Source organism: Endozoicomonas gorgoniicola (assembly GCF_025562715.2).
In the GTDB taxonomy this organism is placed as follows: domain Bacteria; phylum Pseudomonadota; class Gammaproteobacteria; order Pseudomonadales; family Endozoicomonadaceae; genus Endozoicomonas_A; species Endozoicomonas_A gorgoniicola.
The window spans coordinates 6,234,301-6,255,175 of record NZ_JAPFCC010000001.1 but is presented as its reverse complement, the minus strand read 5'-3'; the positions used below and the strand labels follow the sequence as shown (position 1 = coordinate 6,255,175).

The 20,875-nt window shown below is 47.1% G+C and carries 17 protein-coding genes; 11 read left to right on the top strand and 6 right to left on the bottom strand.

Annotated features, from left to right (window positions below; genetic code table 11):
• The first annotated feature begins 239 nt into the window (after nucleotides 1-239).
• Both nhaA and hemH read left to right on the top strand, forming a co-directional pair.
• A complete protein-coding gene (nhaA, locus tag NX722_RS28100; protein ID WP_262566112.1) occupies nucleotides 240-1,418 on the top strand; it encodes a Na+/H+ antiporter NhaA in 1,179 nt (392 codons plus the stop codon).
• A gap of 61 nt (nucleotides 1,419-1,479) precedes the next feature.
• Nucleotides 1,480-2,502 carry a ferrochelatase gene (gene hemH / locus NX722_RS28095; protein ID WP_262566111.1) on the top strand — a complete coding sequence of 341 codons (1,023 nt, stop codon included), beginning with the start codon at nucleotides 1,480-1,482 and terminating at the stop codon, nucleotides 2,500-2,502.
• 169 nt (nucleotides 2,503-2,671) lie between these two features.
• Here the strand turns inward: hemH and NX722_RS28090 are convergent, their stop codons facing one another.
• On the bottom strand, nucleotides 2,672-3,268 hold the full coding sequence (locus NX722_RS28090; protein ID WP_262566110.1) for a YajG family lipoprotein: 597 nt from the start codon (nucleotides 3,266-3,268) through the stop codon (nucleotides 2,672-2,674).
• A gap of 519 nt (nucleotides 3,269-3,787) precedes the next feature.
• Between NX722_RS28090 and NX722_RS28085 the strand changes: the two genes are divergently transcribed.
• The 3 genes from NX722_RS28085 to rimI are packed head-to-tail and all read left to right on the top strand — an operon-like array spanning nucleotide 3,788 to nucleotide 6,651.
• A complete protein-coding gene (locus NX722_RS28085) occupies nucleotides 3,788-5,335 on the top strand; it encodes a 2-isopropylmalate synthase (RefSeq protein ID WP_262566109.1) in 1,548 nt (515 codons plus the stop codon).
• Nucleotides 5,336-5,341: 6 nt separating this feature from the next.
• Nucleotides 5,342-6,187 (top strand): uracil-DNA glycosylase family protein, encoded by an 846-nt coding sequence (locus NX722_RS28080; protein ID WP_262566108.1) that lies wholly within the window; start codon nucleotides 5,342-5,344, stop codon nucleotides 6,185-6,187.
• A gap of 11 nt (nucleotides 6,188-6,198) precedes the next feature.
• Nucleotides 6,199-6,651, top strand: coding sequence for a ribosomal protein S18-alanine N-acetyltransferase (rimI, locus tag NX722_RS28075; protein ID WP_262566107.1), 453 nt, complete (start codon nucleotides 6,199-6,201; stop codon nucleotides 6,649-6,651).
• A gap of 9 nt (nucleotides 6,652-6,660) precedes the next feature.
• Here rimI and NX722_RS28070 read toward each other — a convergent pair whose 3' ends face one another.
• Entirely contained in the window at nucleotides 6,661-7,917 is a 1,257-nt protein-coding gene (locus tag NX722_RS28070; protein WP_262566106.1) for an RICIN domain-containing protein, read from the bottom strand.
• Nucleotides 7,918-8,168: 251 nt separating this feature from the next.
• Here NX722_RS28070 and NX722_RS28065 point away from each other — a divergent pair, with 251 nt between their 5' ends.
• The 4 genes from NX722_RS28065 to NX722_RS28050 all read left to right on the top strand — a co-directional run bounded on the left by NX722_RS28065 (nucleotide 8,169) and on the right by NX722_RS28050 (nucleotide 12,527).
• The gene (locus NX722_RS28065; RefSeq protein WP_262566105.1) at nucleotides 8,169-9,200 is read left to right on the top strand and encodes a GIY-YIG nuclease family protein; all 1,032 of its coding nucleotides are present in this window, start codon (nucleotides 8,169-8,171) and stop codon (nucleotides 9,198-9,200) included.
• Between the two features lie 611 nt (nucleotides 9,201-9,811).
• Nucleotides 9,812-10,933 (top strand): tRNA (uridine(54)-C5)-methyltransferase TrmA, encoded by a 1,122-nt coding sequence (trmA, locus tag NX722_RS28060; RefSeq protein ID WP_322740960.1) that lies wholly within the window; start codon nucleotides 9,812-9,814, stop codon nucleotides 10,931-10,933.
• A gap of 145 nt (nucleotides 10,934-11,078) precedes the next feature.
• A complete protein-coding gene (locus NX722_RS28055) occupies nucleotides 11,079-11,747 on the top strand; it encodes a SanA/YdcF family protein (RefSeq protein ID WP_262566104.1) in 669 nt (222 codons plus the stop codon).
• A 24-nt stretch (nucleotides 11,748-11,771) separates the two neighbouring features.
• Nucleotides 11,772-12,527 (top strand): substrate-binding periplasmic protein, encoded by a 756-nt coding sequence (locus tag NX722_RS28050; protein ID WP_262566103.1) that lies wholly within the window; start codon nucleotides 11,772-11,774, stop codon nucleotides 12,525-12,527.
• Between the two features lie 20 nt (nucleotides 12,528-12,547).
• Here NX722_RS28050 and NX722_RS28045 read toward each other — a convergent pair whose 3' ends face one another.
• From NX722_RS28045 to NX722_RS28030, 4 genes are read right to left on the bottom strand one after another with little or no spacing between them, the layout of a single operon-like run.
• Nucleotides 12,548-13,255, bottom strand: a complete 708-nt coding sequence (locus NX722_RS28045; protein WP_262566102.1) for a P-loop NTPase family protein — start codon at nucleotides 13,253-13,255, stop codon at nucleotides 12,548-12,550.
• Nucleotides 13,256-13,268: 13 nt separating this feature from the next.
• Nucleotides 13,269-16,061: an SLBB domain-containing protein gene (locus NX722_RS28040; RefSeq protein ID WP_262566101.1), complete on the bottom strand. Its 2,793-nt coding sequence runs from the start codon at nucleotides 16,059-16,061 to the stop codon at nucleotides 13,269-13,271.
• On the bottom strand, nucleotides 16,039-16,881 hold the full coding sequence (locus NX722_RS28035; protein ID WP_262566100.1) for a hypothetical protein: 843 nt from the start codon (nucleotides 16,879-16,881) through the stop codon (nucleotides 16,039-16,041). Before NX722_RS28035 ends, NX722_RS28040 begins: the two co-directional genes overlap by 23 nt.
• A complete protein-coding gene (locus NX722_RS28030; RefSeq protein ID WP_262566099.1) occupies nucleotides 16,859-17,191 on the bottom strand; it encodes an STAS domain-containing protein in 333 nt (110 codons plus the stop codon). Before NX722_RS28030 ends, NX722_RS28035 begins: the two co-directional genes overlap by 23 nt.
• 501 nt (nucleotides 17,192-17,692) lie before the next feature.
• On the opposite strand from NX722_RS28030, the gene NX722_RS28025 reads away from it, so the two are divergent.
• Together NX722_RS28025 and NX722_RS28020 are read left to right on the top strand one after the other, a co-directional pair.
• Nucleotides 17,693-19,744: a putative bifunctional diguanylate cyclase/phosphodiesterase gene (locus tag NX722_RS28025; protein WP_262566098.1), complete on the top strand. Its 2,052-nt coding sequence runs from the start codon at nucleotides 17,693-17,695 to the stop codon at nucleotides 19,742-19,744.
• A 25-nt stretch (nucleotides 19,745-19,769) separates the two neighbouring features.
• The gene (locus NX722_RS28020) at nucleotides 19,770-20,846 is read left to right on the top strand and encodes a glycosyltransferase family 4 protein (RefSeq protein WP_262566097.1); all 1,077 of its coding nucleotides are present in this window, start codon (nucleotides 19,770-19,772) and stop codon (nucleotides 20,844-20,846) included.
• Nucleotides 20,847-20,875: the final 29 nt, after the last annotated feature.

Here is a 20,875-nt window from a genome sequence, read left to right as displayed (position 1 = left end):
GTTACCGGTCTTATAATCCCTCCATCAGACATCTTTTTGATTGACCACTTTTAAACGACAGTTAAGGTCTCATGTACTCTGCTCTTTGTTTTTCAGAGAACCCTGTTACTATGCCCGGTGTGCATCTTATGTGTTTAACCAGAAAGCTGCTGTCAATTTACCCATGTAGACCTGCATTCTTGGTATGACCTGCCAGTTACAGCAAGGTCATACTTAAAAAGACAATAACGGAAGTCGCAATGCATTTACGACGGCTACACCACTTTTTACGACAAGATTACGCTGTTGGCGTTCTACTGATTGTTGCGGCCATTCTTGCCAAGATTGCCGTCAACTCGCCACTGGCTGACTATTACAATCTGCTTCTGCAGTTACCCGTCAACTTCAGCATTGGCTCACTGGAAATCAACAAACCTCTGTTACTCTGGATCAATGATGGCCTGATGGCTGTTTTCTTTCTGCTAATCGGTCTGGAAGTAAAATATGAAATTATCAGGGGTGACCTGAGCACTCCGGCACAAATCGCGCTGCCCGGTGTTGCAGCTATTGGCGGTATGGTTATCCCCGCCCTGGTTTACACGATTTTTAATTACAAAGATCCGCTTGCCATGCAAGGCTGGGCCATCCCTGCCGCCACTGACATTGCTTTTGCTGTAGGCGTTCTGGCACTTCTGGGAAAGCGGGTGCCGACCTCTTTAAAAACGTTCCTGCTGGCGCTGGCTATTTTTGATGATCTGGGCGCCATCGTTATCATTGCCCTGTTTTACACATCAGAAATGTCTGTCGCGTCCATGATACTCGGTTCTATCTTTCTCGCGACCCTGGTCATCATGAACCGTATGAATGTGGCCAAAACCGGCCCCTATCTGTTTGTCGGTGCACTGCTTTGGATATGTGTTCTGAAATCCGGTGTACACGCTACCCTGGCAGGTGTATTGCTGGCTTTCACCATTCCGTTAAACCTCCGGGACAGAAAGGGCCGGTCTCCACTTAAAGCGTTGCAACACAAACTGCACAGCCCGGTGAATTATGTCATTCTGCCTATATTCGCTTTTGCTAACGCAGGCATTGAGCTGAGCCTGCCACAGCTTCAATCACTCTTTACCCCTATTCCACTGGGAATCATGATGGGCCTGTTTGCGGGCAAACAGCTGGGGGTGTTCACCTTCTGCTATGTTGCCATCAAAGCCGGCATTGCCAAAATGCCGCCCGGAGCCAACTGGACTCAACTCTATGGTTTATCGATCCTTTGCGGTATCGGTTTTACCATGAGCCTGTTTATTGGTTCCCTCGCCTTTGAAAAACTGGGCATTGACTATCTGGCCACGGATCGCATTGGTATTCTTGCCGGGTCATTCCTGTCAGCCATTGTTGGATATTGTGTCTTGAAATACAGCTCCCGACAGGTGGAGCCATAGGGTTCAATAAACTTAGCTATAATCGCGGGTCTGTAAGCCCTTCAACAAATGGTGTGGATGTATGGAAGCAAAGGCAGCGTTACTGGTCAATCTGGGTTCACCGGACAGCCCGACAGAAGAAGACGTTCGTCGCTATCTGGACGAGTTCCTGATGGACAAGAATGTCATCGACCTGCCCTGGCCGCTGCGCCGACTGATTGTCAGCCTGTTTGTTCTGCCCAAAAGACCGGCACAATCGGCTGAAGCTTACTCTTCCGTGTGGACAGATGAAGGGTCGCCACTGATCAACATCAGCTACCGGCTGCTGGAACAGGTTCGCAAACACACCGACATGCCGGTTGAACTGGCTATGCGCTATGGCCGTCCAGATATGGAAAACGCCATCGTCAAGCTGGCAAGCAAGCCTGAAATAAAAGAGCTGCTGCTGTTCCCCCTTTACCCGCACTACGCCATGTCAACGGTTAAAACCGTCATTGAGAAAGCTCAGGCTATTATTTCAGACAATCAGTTACCCATTTCGCTCAATATACATCCAGTGTTTTATGACCATGATGATTATATTGATGCCCTGGTCAACAGCGCCCGACCCTGGCTGGAAAAAGACTATGACCACCTGATATTCAGTTACCACGGAGTACCTGAACGGCATATCAGAAAAGATGACCCAACCCGCAGCCACTGCCTGAAATCAGACGACTGCTGTCATAAACCTTCTTCTGCCCACCACACCTGTTACAGACACCAGATTTACCGGACTTCTGCCAGCTTTGTGGAGAAAGCCGATATCCCCGTGGACAAGTACAGCGTGGCGTTTCAATCGAAACTGGGTCGGGATAAATGGCTGGAGCCATCCACTCTGGACACCATCAGGCAGCAGGCAGAACAGGGCGCTAAAAAGCTGCTGGTCATCTGCCCGGCTTTTGTTGCAGACTGCCTGGAAACGCTGGAAGAAATTGGCATAGAAGCGAGAGAAGAATTTATTAAAGCCGGCGGCGAATCCCTTGAACTGATCCCTTGCCTGAATGACAATCCGGAATGGGCCAGACTTCTGAGCAGCTGGCTGGAGCAACCTCTCAAGGCCTGACACACCTTTATAGAAAGTGCATCTGAAATACCAGCCGTAATGATTGACAGTTCTTACGCTGGTTTTTCAGGTGGTTTCGATTTTCTCAATGTAACTGATCAAGCTATTTAGCGATTTAACATTATCACTTTGAAATGATCCACAGAATAATTGCTCGCTGCGCGTGGCATTAAAGAGATTTCATAAAACCCTGTAGCTTTTGATCTGCAAACAAACGTTCCAACACATCGCTCAATACCTGATTCACCAGCTCTTCATTTTTTTTGTCCGAAGGAGCCTTGGGAACCCGTTCCAAGATATCGGCACTGTAAGAGCCTTCAAAACGCTTGCCAGTATGCATGACTGCAACCCGGATTTTTGCCTTGACTTCAACCCGCGTTACATAGCTACCCTCAGGAACTCTGTATTCCAGCGCATCCAGATACACCTGAAACTGCGGTGCGTTCCCGGATGTGACAACAGAGACTCCCATCTCCCGTAACCCCCGTTCAACCGCAGAACGCAGAGCCAGAGGCAGGTTATCTCTGGCGGTAATCACATTAGTGTCGTATACACCGCCACGATGACCAATAACGGGGGTCAGGCGTTCATCGAAAACCATCACCGATACGCTTGAGCTGAGAGTATCCCTGGTCGACTCAGCCACAGTGACAGAAGGGTTAATCTTTATCGCCTGAGGACTCATGGCACAACCACCAAGCGTCAGCAATACCCCCAGCCCCGTCATGGGCAACAGTTTCTGCCAGCGTGATTTTGTTATCGTCATTGAACTGCGTCCTTAATTTTTACTCAGCCACTCTCAATTTGACCTTGTAGTCTCCATTGTTCACAAGCGCTTGGCAAATCCAACAGATGACTATATAGTGCCGAAAAGAGAAGTAAAAATACCTACAGCGCGAACCAATAAGATGAACTCTGCAAGCACAGCCAATACAGGTATAGTCAATCAGCCGGTCAGCCGGTTGATCTGCGCTTATTCCACAACCAGTCCTACAGCTCGTTCCGTAACTCGTTCCATAACTCGTTCCATAACTCGTTCCATAAAAAGCATCAAGAACCTGTTCCTGCCTTCCCGCATGCTTCTGCTGCTGCCTTGAGCAGACTATCTATCTTCACCTTCGACCCAGATCTATTAAGAACCGTCAATATTGAACGGGTCACTTAAATACCAGATCACGCATAAAAAACGTTCCATGACGACAGTGGGTAACGCCTGTTAGAAGGCTGACCGGGTCATGACTAACAACAAATTCCTAATTATTCCAAAAAATTCAGGAGCCCCATCATGAACAACGATCAAGTGATTATTTTTGACACCACCCTGAGAGATGGTGAACAAAGCCCCGGCGCATCAATGACCAAAGATGAGAAACTGCGCATAGCCAAAGCGCTGGAAATGCTGAAAGTGGATGTGATTGAAGCGGGCTTTGCCATGGCCAGCCCCGGCGACTTTGATGCCGTCAAAAGCATTGCCGAAACCATTAAAGACAGCACCGTCTGCAGCCTGTCGCGGGCTCTGGAAAAAGATATTGACCGGGCAGCAGAAGCCTTAAAACCTGCTGATCGGGGGCGTATTCATACGTTTATTGCCACGTCGCCCATTCACATGAAGCACAAACTGTGCATGACTCCGGAACAAGTCGTTGAACAGGCCGTTTTTGCCGTCAGACATGCTCGCAACCTGATAGATGATGTGGAATTTTCCTGTGAAGACGCAGGTCGTTCAGATTTGGATTTCCTTTGTCGTATTATTGAAGCAGCTATTGATGCCGGTGCGTCGACCATCAACATTCCAGATACCGTCGGGTACGCGATACCCCACCAGTTTGGTCACACCGTTGGACAGCTGATCAAGCGCATTCCCAATGCTGACAAAGCGGTCTTCTCGGTTCACTGTCATAACGACCTGGGACTGGCCGTTGCCAACTCCCTGTCTGCGGTGGTTAATGGTGCGCGTCAGGTAGAATGTACCATCAACGGCCTGGGCGAACGGGCAGGTAACGCTTCCCTTGAAGAAATTGTTATGGCCATCAAGACCCGTAAAGATGAACTGAACGTGACAACCGGAATCAATACCACTCAAATCGTGCCCGCCTCGCGGCTGGTTTCCGGTATTACCGGCTTTCCGATTCAGCCCAACAAAGCCATTGTGGGTGCCAACGCGTTTGCCCACGAATCCGGTATTCACCAGGATGGTATGCTGAAGCACCGTGAAACCTATGAAATCATGAAAGCAGAAGACGTAGGCTGGAACGCGAACCGCCTGACGCTGGGGAAACTGTCTGGCAGAAATGCATTTAAGACACGAATGACAGAACTGGGCATCACATTTGCAGATCAGGAAGAGTTGAATGAAGCATTTGCCCGCTTCAAAGTGCTGGCAGACAAAAAATCAGACATTTTTGACGACGACCTGCAAGCCTTAGTGAGTGACGTTCGCAACACCTCCCTTCAGGAAAAATACCAGCTGGTTGATCTGCAGGCCTACTCCAAAACCGGAGCCATGCCGGAGGCGAAGCTTGTTATCAACATTGATGGCGAGGCAACAGAAGTGCGCAGCCAGGGGGATGGCCCCGTAGACGCCATTTTCAAAGCCATTGAAACAATTGCCAATTCACGCGCCCGTCTGGCATTGTATAATGTCAGCGCAATTACCAGTGGTACCGATTCTCAGGGCGACGTCAGCGTTCGCCTGGAAAGGGAAGGCCGCATTGTGAATGGCTCTGGCGCCGACACTGACATTGTCATTGCGTCTGCCAAGGCTTATATCAATGCGCTTAACCTGCTGGAATCGGATCACAGCAAAACCAACCCTCAAACAGGAAATGTCTGACCGTTAATGACTGGCAGGATTACAGAACAGAGTCGACAGGACTATCTGGATGCGATGGGAATACAGACGTGGTTCCCTCGCACCGTCCTGCCTAACGCCCTGGCTCATCGCGATTTCGATTTTCCGGAAGCGGTCACTGAGCTGGAAGAGGTTCAGGAGCTTACCGCCCGGGAAGCCATGCTGGCACTGGGCTTACCGGAGCATCTGGAGCAGCCTGAACCGGTGCCGGAGCCACCTGTGCGCCCAACGCTGGTGACGACTCCTGCAAAGCAACCAGAAAAGCAGGAGTCGAAAGCACCTGCAACCGCTAAAAAGGGTAAACCAGCGCCTGCCACCAGCAAATTCCGCCTGGTAACCCTAGCACCCAATGACGAGTGTCTGGTGATTGCAGAAATGCCGCATTCGGGCCTGAACCAGTTCACACGTTTCCACATGCGCCTGTTAAACGACATCTTACGTGGGATCAGGCACACCTCTCAGCCCGACCTGCCCATGGGTGAATTTGTATGGCCTCTGGGAAATGTCGGTCTGATTGGACAGATGGATCAGGACGACCATGCCGCCACTGACGCTGTATGCGCTTACCTGAGCAACCAGTTCGGGCTGGCACGTCGTAAACTGGTGTTGCTCTTTGGTCCGGCTGCCGCCCGTTTTGTTATAGAGCCTGAGCGCAGTTTCGAAGAACTGCGAGGTGTCCAGCCCGGCATGCATGCCGAGCAGCGCTTTGCTGTCAGTCACGGACTGAACGAACTCATGAAACTACCCACCCTGAAGGCTGAAGCCTGGAAAGACCTGAAGCCCCTGCTGACTGACCAGTCTCCATTACCAAAGCCTTCCACTGAAGAGAATTGATACCACCCAATATGCTGTCCTTTCGCGATATGACTCTGCAGGATCTCCCCTGCGTTACCCGGGTGGAGACTGAAGCCAGCGAACACCCCTGGAAAGCCCGTCACTTTGAAGACAGTCTGGGCAAAACCGGATATATCTGCTGCATCGTCAGTCTCAATGACCAGCACATTGGACATGGTGTGCTAATGACTGTTGCCGATGAAGCGCATTTGCTGATCATTACGATCAGCAAAGCCTGCCAGGGCAAAGGCTATGGCAGACAATTACTGCAGTATCTGATTGAACAGGCTCGCCAGCACGCCAATACACTGTTTCTGGAAGTCAGGGAATCCAATGTATCAGCATTTAATCTGTACCTGAATGAAGGACTGAGTGAAATTGGCCGACGCAAAAACTATTACCCGGCAACCGGGCTTCACCCATCGGAAGACGCTATTGTTATGGCGCTGGATCTGAGTGTTTAACTTAACAATTCAGGGGCAGTCACTCATCGGGCTGCCTGTCACCGGGTCAAGTCCACAACTCTCATCAGGCGAAGAACGAGGTACCAGAGAGTACTCCACTTCAAACTCCTCTCCTGGGGGCAGCTCAGGTGCCTTAAGAGACTTAAGATAGCTGTAGCTTGCTCTGAGACTGAAGAACCGTAGCTGCTTAAAGTCGAATACTGCCCGGTGATCTCTCCGGGCAAAATACCATTTTTGCTCTATGGCTCCTCCGGCAAAACAGCTCTGTAGAGATAACTTCTGATTCATCCATGTCAAACAGTAGCTATACCCCGCCAGCTTGTTGAACAGTCGTTTATTAACCAGGTCAAAACGCCAGATGCGGTCATCACCATCACAGGGTTTCACAACAACCCCGGCTCCCACATAACACTGCTCACCTTGTATAACACCTGATTCACACCCTTCAGGCAGGTCTAGCCCAAGACAGGATGTGCTTTCTCTTACCGAAAGACGGAGATCACTGGTTAGCCATTCTGACAACCAATAGAGATTGTCAGGCTTGTCTTCCCAGGTCACTGGCCCAGAAGACGGAATCTGTCCCTCTTCCGGCTCCTGCTCTTGTTCCTGTTCTGGAGCCTCCCTTGGCTCCTGTTCCTGATCATCACCACTGTCAGGCAGCCAGATTACATTATCTCCAAACTCCAATGTGCTACACACTTTCTCACTATTAGCCGGGTTCAGAAAGCATTGCCACTGGCCATAATAAACATACTTGAACTGCAAAGGCTGAATAACAACGTTATCGCCTTTCAACAAATTCAGGTAACTGCCACGACCGTCTTTGTCTACAGCACTGGACAACAAGCCCAACTGATCAAATGTCCAGACCTGACCGGGAATAGTGCGATTGCAAGGCAGAAGCTCAACCGAATCCACCATTCTGCTGAGACACATAGAGACCGGATAGGCTTTGCTGTGAATCGCTTTTGCTGCGAAATCATAAGTCCATAGTTGTTCAGGCTTCTCAGCATCACAGCTGATAAGGGCTGTCCGGTTGCGTGGATAACACTTACTACTGTCATCCGGTTCCTGATAGACACAGGTACCCCAATCCAGATCACTGGTGGTTACTTCCAGACAGGCAGCCCCATAACGCTGCTGCAATACAAAGGTATCAGCCACCACCGGTTCTTCACCGACTACAGGCGTTGCACAAACCGATAAAGAGATGATTCCGGATAGCACCAGAGACTGATAACAGGTTGGGAGATAAAGTCTGGTCATTTGCCCCTCCATGGACAAAATGAAGTGGTTTCCCGAGATACGGATTCAGAAATTAAAAGTTATTTTTCTTATATTTCACTGTAGAAAAAGTAGAAATTTCGGCAACTAACATGAAGAATCAGTTGAAATAATGCCTATTTATTCATCAAGCAATAAACATACCGAAAAATACTGAACAATACCCACTACCCAGTTGCAAATCGGCAGGTATAATTGCGCGCCTGTTATCGTCATAGAAAGGTTCTTCAGCGTTGATTATCTTCACCGTCACCAGCAACATCACAGGTCAAGTCTATGTCGGCAGTACCCGTAACGAGCTTGAAAGCCAGTGGGAAAAAATGGTGGCTGCAGCTCAGCAAGACTTGGACTACCCACTTTATCGCGAGATAAGAGTCAACGGTGAAGATGCTTTTACCGTTGATGAGTGGGACAGAGCCGAAGATCGTCAGGAACTGCTTGAGCTGGAGCAGGAAGCCATTGACCATTTTGGGGCCAAGAGCCTGCGAGGCTACAAAACCAGTACCGTCAAAATTCTTCCGAAGAAGAAAACCCGTCAGCGCAAATCATCTATCGAAAAAGAGCTGGCAGCCATTTTCTCCAGAGAAGGCTCTGATAGTGAAACACCACCAAGTCTGACCATTAAATCCTCCGATTCAAAAAGCACAGCTACAGCCTCTCCATCAAAGGCTGCACCGACAAGCAGCAAGCCGACTGCGCCTAAGCCTGTCAACAAACAAGAGATCACCAAAGAGAGTATCAAGGCTGCCCTGGCAAAAATTGCCGAGGAAGAAAAAGCCAAAGAAGCCGCTGAAGCTGCCAAAAAAGCAGCGCCTATTCAAACCACAGCAGGCTCTCAGGCTAATGCCACAGTACAAATGAACAGCATCAGCCTGAGTGATGATATCAGCGCACAGCTGGCCGCCATCACCGCCGCCGCCGATGCGGTTCTGTCGGGTGATAGTCAGGCTGCAGAGAATCTTCAGCAGATGCCTGAAGCCGAGCCTGAAAGTACAGCAATAGAAAGTACAGCAATAGAAGAAGAGATCGTTGCAGCTCCTCAGCCTGTTGTCGAGGAAATCAGTCCTGAGCCGGAACAAATCGTTAAGCCGGTTTGTCCAAAAGAGCTGCGTATTATTGAAGCGATTGAACGTCACCGTAACCAGCGCGCCCGAAAAACCCAGGAAGCCATTGAGCAGGAGCGTAATAACCTGGCTGGCCTGCTGGCAGAGCTGGATGCACGGGCTAAAAATATGGATACAGGAGCGCTGGCCGCTGCTGCCTGATCATAAAGCGCTATTCAGAACACAGCTACCTAATATACAACTCTGGCCTACTATGGTTTGACTATGGTGGGCTTTTTATGTCGTGTAACATGTTGAAAATGTTCTATTTACTCCCAGAAATCTCTTACATTCTAAAAACATTTCATTCGCAAATATAAATACTTAGACGTATAAATGCAGAGTGTTTTTCAGGCAGATTTAACTGTCTGAAATAGTCACAACTTCTGTGGATAACTCTGTGAAGTACTCAATAATAATGTCACAGAACCCTTGAAAGACAACACTCACAACAAATTGTTTATTTTTTATACAGCACTTTTCGACACCTCAATATGTTGTGGTACCGGTACTGAACACCCCCTAGAAGACTGAAAACTAAGCGTTAGAATCGCTATGAATACAGCGCATCGTTTCGTTAATCACCGATATTCTATTCAGAAATTAAAAACATATAATTCAGACATTTAATTCGAAAGCAGTGCAACCGAGATACGCGAATGATCGTTCAATCTTCGTGAAGCCATCATAAACAGCATCCCATAGCCTGAAAAAAAGCAGTTTCCTGCGGTATTGGATAAAAACCGGCGACCTCGCATTCAGTACCTTGTATAATGCGCGCCGGTTTTTATTTACCCCTGAACATCATCATGTCATTAGCCGTAGTACAGCCCGAAAGATACGAAGAACAACTGGCAGAAAAGGTCAGCCAGGTTTATGCCGAGTTTGAGGCTTTTGATATTCCGGAACTGGAAGTTTTCCGATCCCAGCCCGAACACTACCGAATGCGTGCCGAGTTCCGCATCTGGCACGAGGGCGAGCACAGCTTTTATCGCATGTTCGATCCCGAAACCCGCCAGCCTTTCAGCGTACAGGACTTCCCGTCAGGTTCCAGACGTATCAATGAGCTGATGCAGCCATTGATACAGCAGATCGAACAGAACGATCACCTGCGTAAGCGTCTGTTCCAGATCGAATTTCTGACCACCCAGACCGGAGAAGCCCTGATCTCCCTGCTCTATCATCGTCAGCTCGATGATGTCTGGCAGGAAGCGGCAACCGCTTTGCAGGAAACACTGGATATCAGCATTATTGGCCGGGCCCGAAAGCAGAAAATCGTTCTGCGAAGCGATCATGTGACGGAAGAACTGATTGTCAACAACCAACCATTTCGCTACCAACAGGTTGAAAACAGCTTCACACAGCCTAACGCGGGTGTGAACGAACACATGCTGAGCTGGGCCAGTGATGTCTGCCAAAATGCCGGACAAGATCTGGTTGAGCTTTATTGTGGTAACGGCAATTTCACCTGCGTTCTGGCAAAACAGTTTGACCGGGTTCTGGCTACCGAGATTTCCAAAACTTCCGTTCATTCAGCTCATGAAAACTTCAGAATGAATGGCGTTGAGAATGTTGCTATCGCACGCCTGTCCAGCGAAGAGTTCACTCAGGCAATGAATGCTGAACGAGAGTTTCATCGCTTGAAAGACATTGATCTGGAAAGCTACAACTTTTCAACGATTCTGGTTGATCCTCCCCGCGCCGGACTGGATAAAGGTACAGAGGCTCTGGTTCAGCGGTTTGAAAAAATTGTCTATATCTCCTGTAATCCTGAGACACTGAAAGAGAACCTGGAAACGATTAATCAAACCCACAAGGTTGAACGAATCGCCCTGTTTGATCAGTTTCCTTATACCCACCATCGAGAAATGGGCGTCTTCCTGACCCGCCGTTAGCCCGATGGGCGAGTACAGCTCCCTGTGGCGCTGTACTCGCGTCAGCTTGATGTACTGTTTAGCAGTAAACAGAAAGCCTCTATTGGTTGAAATGGCGGTTTATGGTTAACTGTGCTGAGCATCAATTGTTCAAGGAGTGCTCTGCATGGGAGCCAGCCTGACCCGTTTGCAGGTTGTAATGGGTTTGCTTGTCACTGTCGTTATTGTTGCATCCACTTTGTTGGTGGTTGCCAATCTACTGATCAATGTAAGCACAGAAAGTTATCTTTATTCCGATATCGACAAACTGCCTGACAATAAAGTCGGTTTATTACTGGGAACCAGTAAATACTCAAGAACCGGTGGCCAGAACGACCATTACCGGCTTCGTGTCGATGCCGCCAGCAAATTATTCAAAGCCGGTAAAATTCAATACATTCTGATCAGTGGTGATAACGCCACTCCTTATTACAATGAACCCAGCACCATTCGCAGGGATCTGCTCAATCTCGGCGTGCCAGCAGAGAACATTTACAGGGACTACGCGGGCTTCAGAACTCTGGATTCAATCATCCGGGCCAGGGATGTGTTCGGGCTGAGCGAGTTTACCGTTATTTCACAGGCGTACCATAACAAGCGGGCGATCTATATTGCCCTGAACAACGGCAGCAACGCCGTTGCATACAATGCCGGAGAGGGTAAAAACAGCGACCTGACCAATCGCACCCGGGAGGTTCTGGCCAGGATGCTGGCGCTTCTGGAGGTACACTGGTTTGATACTGAGCCTAAATATTTGGGGCCAGTGATAGATATAGGAAGTACACCCCCCACATAAAAGCCAGACGGACAGCAAACAATAATGTACAGATTTCCCACCCTGATTATTGCTGTTATTTTTAGTGGATTTGCCTTTTCCAACCCGGACGCCAATACAAAGAATGATACCAACCAGCGGGAAATCCTTCTGGTTGGTGTTTTCCCTCAGGATTATCCTCCCCTCTACTGGCATGACGAGCGTAAAGGGATTATCGAAAAGCTTCTGGATAAAGTCAGTTCTGTCAGTCGTTTTGATTTTGTCTACAAAAGTGCGCCTTTCCATCGCCTGATACAGAGAGTGGCAAAAGGAAAGATTGATCTGGAACCCTGGTCATCCCAGTCCTGGCGGTTTCGGGTAAAAGATAACGTGTATTTTACCTCTCCCTATGCTGAACATTGTGAAATCATGATATTCCGGAAAGATCACGTTTTCCCTGTCAACCAGCCTGCCGACCTGGCTGGAAAGCGTCTGGGGGTGGTAAAAGGTTATGTCTATAACTCCTTCACAGAGTTATTTGCAAAAAAAAACATCTACCGAATTAATTCCAGCAACGAAGAACGGGCACTGAACCTTCTCAGCTACAGGAGATCCGATGCAGCCCTTATTGACCAGCTGGTTGCTGACTACCTGCTCAGTACCACTTATCCACAGGCGTTTGTCAGAGGCAACAAATTTGACTGCGTACCAATGAGCTTTATGTTCAGCAAGACCAAAATTAAACAGGGAATTGAAATCAGTAACGTGTTACAAGCGCTGAAAAAGGAGGGTTTTATTGACCAACTGATGAAAGAATTCTGAGAAGCTACCGTTCAAAACAGCTACAGTTCGAGATTGAGAAATGACGACCTTCTGACATATCGCCTGACTTTTTCCATCGTCTTGGGAAGCCATTTATCAAGACGCCTTGTTTCCCTGACCAGTTCATCAGCCAACCTGGGATTGTGCAAATCATTGAAAACAAACCCAACCAGGGTAGCTTCGTTAAGTCGCAGCTTTTCCACGGACTTCTGTAAGTCGGTCTGCCGGGTGACACCAGCCATGACCATCATCACAACCCCATCCACCATGGCGCAAATGGATTCTGCCGGAATGTTATTTCGATTTATAGCCCTGACCGGCGAGGTATCAAACACTACCACATCATAATGCTCCAGCCAGTGTTCCATCAGTTTATTCATATTGCTGAAGTTACGAAACATCAGGGCATCGGTATCACAGGGAGCCGGAAGAATATCAATTTCTGCTTCATCATCGTGCATGATGCAGGCATCAGCAGAGTTTGGATCAGGCATCCAGTCGGTATGAAGATGACCCGACAAATCCCCCAGTTCAGGATGCAGAAGGTTTACTTCCACCAATAGCGCATGTTTGCCGTCGGCTTCTGCCCGTTTACTCAAGGCATAAGCCATTGTGCTGCAACCTTCTCCGGGATTCGTCGAAGTAACAGCTAACGAGCGCAGACCACGTCCAATGGAATTACTGTAAACCATTTCTACTTCGATGTAGTTGATCGGGAGTTTTATCATTTGCTACCAGACTCTACTTAACCAACGCAAATATAGACACCATACTTACAGTATCTTTTACGATATCCATAAAATAAGCCCACTTGGTGTTTTTTACGTCCGGAACAAAAATCGTATCACCCGCCCGCAAAACCGGTAATTTTTCCAGATTCGGGTCTTTCATAAATTCCACAAGGTCAAATGTATAAGCCTGATTTTTATCAGCAACAGAGTTTACGATAATAATTTTTTCAACCAGTGCAGTATTAGTGGGGCCTCCAGCCTGAGCCAATATATCAAGGATGGTCATGTCCGAACTAAAATCATATCGTCCTGTTTCTTTAACAGAACCAAGAACACGAATGGTTTCGTAGCTTTTTTTCTGAACCCAGCTTCGGTTTCGGGAAGGTATAAAAATACTGTCGCCATTGGCAACATGAGGTAACAGGGTTTCATCGCCGGTTTCGAAATATTCAACCAGATTAAGGCGACTGACCCTGGGAGCAAGGCCGTTTCTGTGAATAATTCGGATATTGGTCAAATCAGATTCTTCTGTTGGCCCCTGGGCAGCAGACAGAATATCAAGAACCCCCATTTCATCACTGAAGGCATAACGCCCGGGTGTAACTACCGCTCCCATGATGTAAATAGCCTGTTCACTGGACAAACGAACCCATTGAGACTTGTTATCGGACGGGTCTTCTGGCAGCTCTGGAAAAATCACAGTCACACCGCCACTCAACTCTGGCAGCGAATTCCAGTTACCTCCACGTTCTATAAAATGCTGCAGATTGAACTCCCTGCTGATGGCTTTACCATTATCCCCGGTACTGACAATCCTTACATGGGCTATATCCGCTTTAGAGGTGGGTCCTCCGGCATGCGACAGCATATCCATAAAATTAATACCTTCGGACCATAAATAGCGCCCGGGTTTCTGAACCGCGCCTATCATTCGTACCGATGTATTGGTTGGAATCTTTAACCAGGAGTCATCAACGAGCGTACTTTTCTGAGGTATAAATATCGCATCACCCGGATCTATCCTGGGCAACTTCTCATCACCGCCCTCGGCATACTCCTGCAAGTTGAAACGAACTACATTCCCGTCAGTCTTGAGAATACGAACCATACTATTATCCGCATACCGGTTTGGCCCCCCCGCATTAGCCAAAACATCCAGAAAACTGACTTTTTCACCGGTTTCAAAAGCACCGGGTTTCTGAACCTGTCCCATCACATACACAATTCGGCCGCCACCATTAACCGCATCAACCTGCTTGGGTACAAACACGGTCGCCCCTTCCCCCAAAATTGGCAGCTGTCCATAATCTCCGTTATCAAGGTAACTTTTCAAATTAAACAGAATCGGCTCACTACCATCAATCATACGAATTTGCTCAACGCTCGCATAACGAGTGACCCCCCCAGCGCGAAGCAAAGCATCAATAATCGTCATTCCTTCCGTAAAAGCGAAACTACCGGGCCGAATCACTTCACCAAACACTCTTATGGCTGTTCTGTCTTCTGTTGGGTCGATGCCAGAATTTCCCTCCGCACCAGATTGACCATAGACATTACTTAAGTCAGGGGAAGATGGAACAAAAATCGTATCCAGAGACTGTAAGGGAGGAATCATCAATGCATCGCCAGTATCCAGATATTTTTTAAAGTTAAACGATATGGTTTCTTCACCCCGCTGAAGCTGGAGTTTATTAAGCTGGGCGCCGTCCTTCAGCCCTCCAGCAAGATTAATAGCAGTCTGAACATTGCCATTATCTGGCATTTCAACTTGCCCTGGATTTTTTACAAAACCCAGAACAGTGACTAATAAGCGACGCTCTTTAACCAGAACCGATAACTTATCCAGACCGAGGTAAACACTGGAAAGAGCCTGATAAATATGTTTTTCAGCTACATCAAGAGACATACCACCCAGCGATACCTGACCGATCTCAGGCAATGAAAGAGTACCGTCTCTACCAATAAGAAAATCACTATTAAAGCCTTCTTCTCCCGGGAGATTAACTGTAACGATATCTCCGGGCTGAATGATATGATTTCTGGACAGGCTTTTGCCTGAAGGTGCTTCTTGTTTTTTTTCTGAAGCTTGCTTACGACTGGTTTTTTCCGCTATTTTATTTTGAGAAACTAATAACTTGCGAAGTTGGTTAGCCATATCGGCTGGTTTTTGAGTAACATCTTCAGTCTCTACTCTATTTTCAAACGATAACGGTTTCTTATTCTGTGGAGTAAGAGGTTTATTGTCGCTCTCACTTTCTGACATCTCATGATCATCTTTTTTCTGGATTTTAGTGATTTTTCTGAGTGATAGTAAATAAATATCACCATCCATAACCAGCACATCTTTTAAAGACTTCTCAGTAAGTCGCTTCTCACTATTTCCCCGAATCACGGTAATATCAGCTTCAAATGATTCATGGTCATATAATGTATTGAAATAACCCAGCTGCCATACAGGTGATAACTTTGGCTGCAGGTAGTTTCCGGGCTGTTTAATATCACCAAGAATAGTCACACTAGCCAGTTCATCATCTGTATAAACAACAACAGAATTAATCGGGTAGTCTTCCCCTATGATTCTTTTGAGCGTTGAGGAAACAGAGGTCAACTCGATTCCAGCAAGGTCAATACTTCTATCATCCAGCGTCAGAACTCCGAGTTTATTAACTGAAGTCATAGGGATTATTGGAATATTTTCATCATTAAAAAGAACAATACTGCTACCCGGCTTTACTGTGTTTGACCAGGAAAGAGTTGGAATCAGCAAAATAAACAACAAACTAATCAACGAGGTGAATTTCATTATTCTCCTCCTGCTTAAGTTTGATGACCCTCAAATTTTTATTCAAATCTTTAATCAATGCTCGTTGCTCAGGTTTTACTGATGCAACTTCAAACCACATACCGTCGTTACTCACTTTTTGTTTACCAGGCTTAACGTAACGAACCTTAATCTGATTTTTTCTGGCACCATGATTAGAAAAATAAAGTACTATTTCTTCAACCTGCTCTGAAAACATGGTTGCATAAATATTGATACTCAGTTGGTTAAAACTATTCAGAGAGTTAGCTGCCAGTTTCAGTCTTCTTTGAAAATCTTCAGCCAGTTTTCCCTCATCAGTAACCTGATCGCAATCACAGTTTAACAGGTCACTTAGTGTATCTAAATACTTACTAACTACGTCTTTGTCTTTGTTTTTAGCGTTATATTTGAAGCTATTAAGGCATTCACTGCCTTCAACAAGCCCTATCATCAGGTCTGCGGTATAGTCCAGCTGCTTCATCAACTGCACAAGACTATACTCAGCACCGAGATACAACCTTTTATCAAGCTCTCTCCGGGCTATCGACAGCAGGATCTTGGCTCTGTTTATTTGCCCCGGCAAACAATATGAAGCACCATTATTTTCCAAAATTTCTATACGCGCTATCGATATGTTCAGGATTCCTTCTACATAACCCTTATTAGCATCTTCCTCAATGCTACCCACAGGCTCTGGCCAGCTATTACAGCCTGTTAATACTGCAGATAGCACAAATACCCCGAAGGAACGACCTTCAGGGTATTTTTTATTCAGTACGGCTTTTCTGATAAATAACTTAATTATTTGACATATAGTCATCAACATTATCGTATTGTTTGATCGTTTGATTGATTCTAAGCATGGTCAATAATTCATTAGGTTTACCGCTTACACCCAATAAAGCCAACTGACGATTTTCAATTTTCAATCGCTTATAGAGAAAGACCAAAGCTCCGATTCCGGAAGAATCAAGCTCTTTAACCAGGCTCATATCAACGAGAACATCACCTGCACAGTCTTTAATGAGACGATCAAAATGAGACCTTACATCATTGACTGTCTCAGCATTAAACTGACTATTCAGAGCAATAACATCACAAGACTGGGCATTCCATGTTGCGTAATCCATTACCTTCTACTCCTTTCTTTTCAATACAGCCAGTTCAGATATTGTTAATGTTCTGAAATAGCTGATGAACTAACGCATTTTTATTAAGACTACCTTCCAGATTAGACAAACAGACCAGACTGATCAGCTAGAGATATAATAATTAGAAATATTCAATAGCAGTACAATAGTGATTACCACTCAAAACCTTAATTAGTCAAAACATTCACTTTTTTTTATAAAAACAACAAAAATAAAATGCCAACAGACAATTAACACGCCTACAAAAAATTATTTATAGAGGAAAAATAATTCCGTTTTTTTATTAAAAAAAACTGTTGATCTCTCTATAGTTAAAGTCACGATGTTTGAAGAATCATGAACAGCCCGACGTTCTAGCCTGACAACCTGATTCTTCTATTCAAAAATACGAATGACAACATTTCTATCAGCCAGACAGCATTCATCGACGTATTTCTGTAGGGATTTTTTGAATGGATGGCATTACAGAAGTAAGACTGTATGGATACTGAACAGGGCTTAAATCTCAAACAGAAACTCTCAGTGAAGCTGCTGAAAGTAGTGCTATTGGCGGCTTTCTTTCTGGGATTTGTACTCAGCCTGATTCAAATCTTCATTGATGCCAGACAATCCAGCCTTGCCATTGATTCCGAAGCACAGCAGATGCTCTCCATGATTCGGGAACCCTCCCTGAGAGCTGCTTACCGTATTGAGCCTCAGATGGGTGAAGAAATTCTTACCGGGCTTCTTGAGCACAAGTCTGTCCATGTAGCCGCTATAAAAATCCCGGATGAGCCCGAACTCGCTGTTGTTGAAAGGCCCCTGTCCACCTCAAGGTACCGGCAGTTTTCAGATTATATTTTTGAACCAATCCGCATCTATCGGGTCAGCCTGAATACCAGCCCTCCTGACAATGAGCATTACGGTGAGCTGCTGCTGGCCATTGACACAGCCTATTACGGTCGGGAGTTTATCCAGCGCTCCTGTGTCGTTATGCTGTCAGGACTGGTGCGCTCACTGGCCATGGCGCTGTTACTGTATTTCATCTACACACTGTTATTAACCAAACCATTAAACCGGCTGATTCGAAATCTGGCAAAAATTAACCCTGAACAGCCCGGTCAGCATAAACTTCCCATGCCCAATGGACACAGGCAGAACGAGCTCGGTCTCTGGGTTCGAACCGCTAACCAGCTGCTCGACTCTATTGAACGCAACTTCCAGCTACGCCAGAAAGCCGAAGAACAGATCATGCGTCTGTCGCAATACGATTACCTGACGCGCCTGCCCAATCGCCGCACCTTGCAGAAACACTTACAGAACCTGATATCCCAGGCCGACGAAAACCAGCAGAAAATTGCCATACTGTGTCTTGGGCTGGATGATTTCAAATCCCTGAATGCACAGTTCAATTTCAATGCAGCAGAGCATATTCTGGTCAAAATCTCCGACCGTCTGAGAAACCAGATTGGCAACCGGGCTTATATAGGTCGTCTGGGTGAAGACCAGTTTGCCATTGTCCTGTCACCACTGGAGCAGCCCTATGAAGCAGCTGAAATGGCTCAGGAACTGCTGAAGCAACTTACCAGACCTTTTGAAATCAATGGCGAACATATCACCATCAGTGCCACAGTAGGCATTACCCTCTACCCCGACGACGGGCAGGATGTGGACAACCTTCTGCAACAATCGGAATTTGCCATGATCATGGCCAAGTCCCGCAACAAAAACCGTTACCAGTTTTATATTGCCACTATTGATACTGAAATCCGCCAGCGCAAGAAACTGGAAATGGATTTACACCTGGCCCTGAAGCAAAGCGAACTGAGCCTGAGGTTTCAACCACAGGTCAACCTGAACAGTTCCAGAATTATTGGTGTTGAAACTCTGTTGCGATGGAAGCATCCGGACAAAGGGCTTATTTCACCCGATACATTTATCCCCATGGCCGAAAACAGTCTGGATATTATCCCTATTGGCGACTGGGTGCTGGAATCTGCCTGCAACCAACTGAATGTCTGGCGTCAATCCGGATACACAGAGCTGAGAATGGCCGTCAACCTGTCTGCGGTTCAGCTTCAGGATAAAAATATTGTTGAACGGGTGGAGTATCTGCTGAAGAAGTACCAGATTCCTGCCAATAAGCTGGAACTGGAAGTGACTGAAACCTCAATTATGGAAGATATCGAAGTGTCTTCCGCACAACTGCAGCGCCTCAAGCAGGCAGGCGTGATTCTGGCACTTGATGATTTTGGCACAGGCTATTCGTCGCTGAGTTACCTGAAACGATTCCCGTTCGACAAAATCAAAATCGACAAATCCTTTGTGGATGGTCTCCCGGGCAGTAAAGAAAACACCGTGATTGTTGAGGCCATTATCCAGTTAGGAAAGAGCTTTGGACTCGAAGTGATTGCCGAGGGCGTAGAAACTGCTGCCCAGGAAGGCCATTTACGCCAGGCAGGCTGCCTTGAGGGGCAGGGATATTTTTACGGCAAGCCTATGCTTGATGATGAGTTTCTCGATGTACTGAAAAACTGGGACAGACACCAATAGCACAACAGAGCATGGAGTCGATGTTATGGACAGCCCTGATATTGCAATCTTTCTGGACTCCCGTCAGCTGGGAGGTATTGAAACCCACGCGTTTCATCTTGCCAGAGGCCTGAAACAGTTCGGCTACTCTCCCGCCATACTGTTTTATTGCCGTTATAATGCTGATCACCCTCTTGAGCCATTGCTGCATCACCACCAGATTTCTTTTGAATACCTTGATGGCAAAATCAACAGCGCAACACTCTGGTGTCGCCAGCATCAGCCTTTACTTCTCCATACACACGGCTATAAAGCCGGCATTCTTGGCCGGCTCGCTGGCAAGCTGACCAATACACCGGTTATATCCACGTTTCATAATGGCGACCGGGGCAGCGGGCTGATAAGGTGCTATCACTGGTTTGACGAACTCACCAGCAGACTTTCCACCAATATCGCCGTCAGTCCGGAAATTGCCCTGCGCCTGCCAAAACCAGCCAGACTGATGAATAACTTTATTGAAACGCCCCGGTGGTCAGCCGCAACCGGTCAGGAAATAGCCTTTGTAGGTCGGCTAAGCCATGAAAAAGGTCCTGACTTATTCCTGCAGCTGGCTAAGCATCTGCCTGATTTACCTTTCACGGTTTATGGCTCCGGCGACCTGCAGGGAGCCCTGACCGCCAGTAAAACAGCCAACGTCAACTTTGCTGGACAAGTCACCAGTATGGAGCCTCACTGGCAACAAGTGGGCCTGCTTTGCATCTCATCCAGAGAGGAAGGCCTGCCGTTGGTCGCTCTGGAAGCCATGGCGCACGGCATCCCGGTATTGAGTTTCGCTATTGGCGCATTGCCGAAACTGATTGAGTCTGGCCGTAATGGCTGGATCATTTCAGCGGGTAATATAAAACAGATGAGTCAGCAGATAAGCCACTGGCAGCACCTGCCGGAGGAAGAAAAGGAAAAGCTGGCTCAAGCCTGCATTGAAACCATCAGAAAAAGTTACTCTTATGACGCTGTTATACCTGAGCTGCTGGCTCTCTACCGACAGGTCGTCAATAACGCCGGTTACATCTGGCCTGAAAGGTCAATACAGGAACAGGCGCAAGAACCATTACGTGAACAATAACGGAGCCGTCAGTACCGTATAGAAACCAT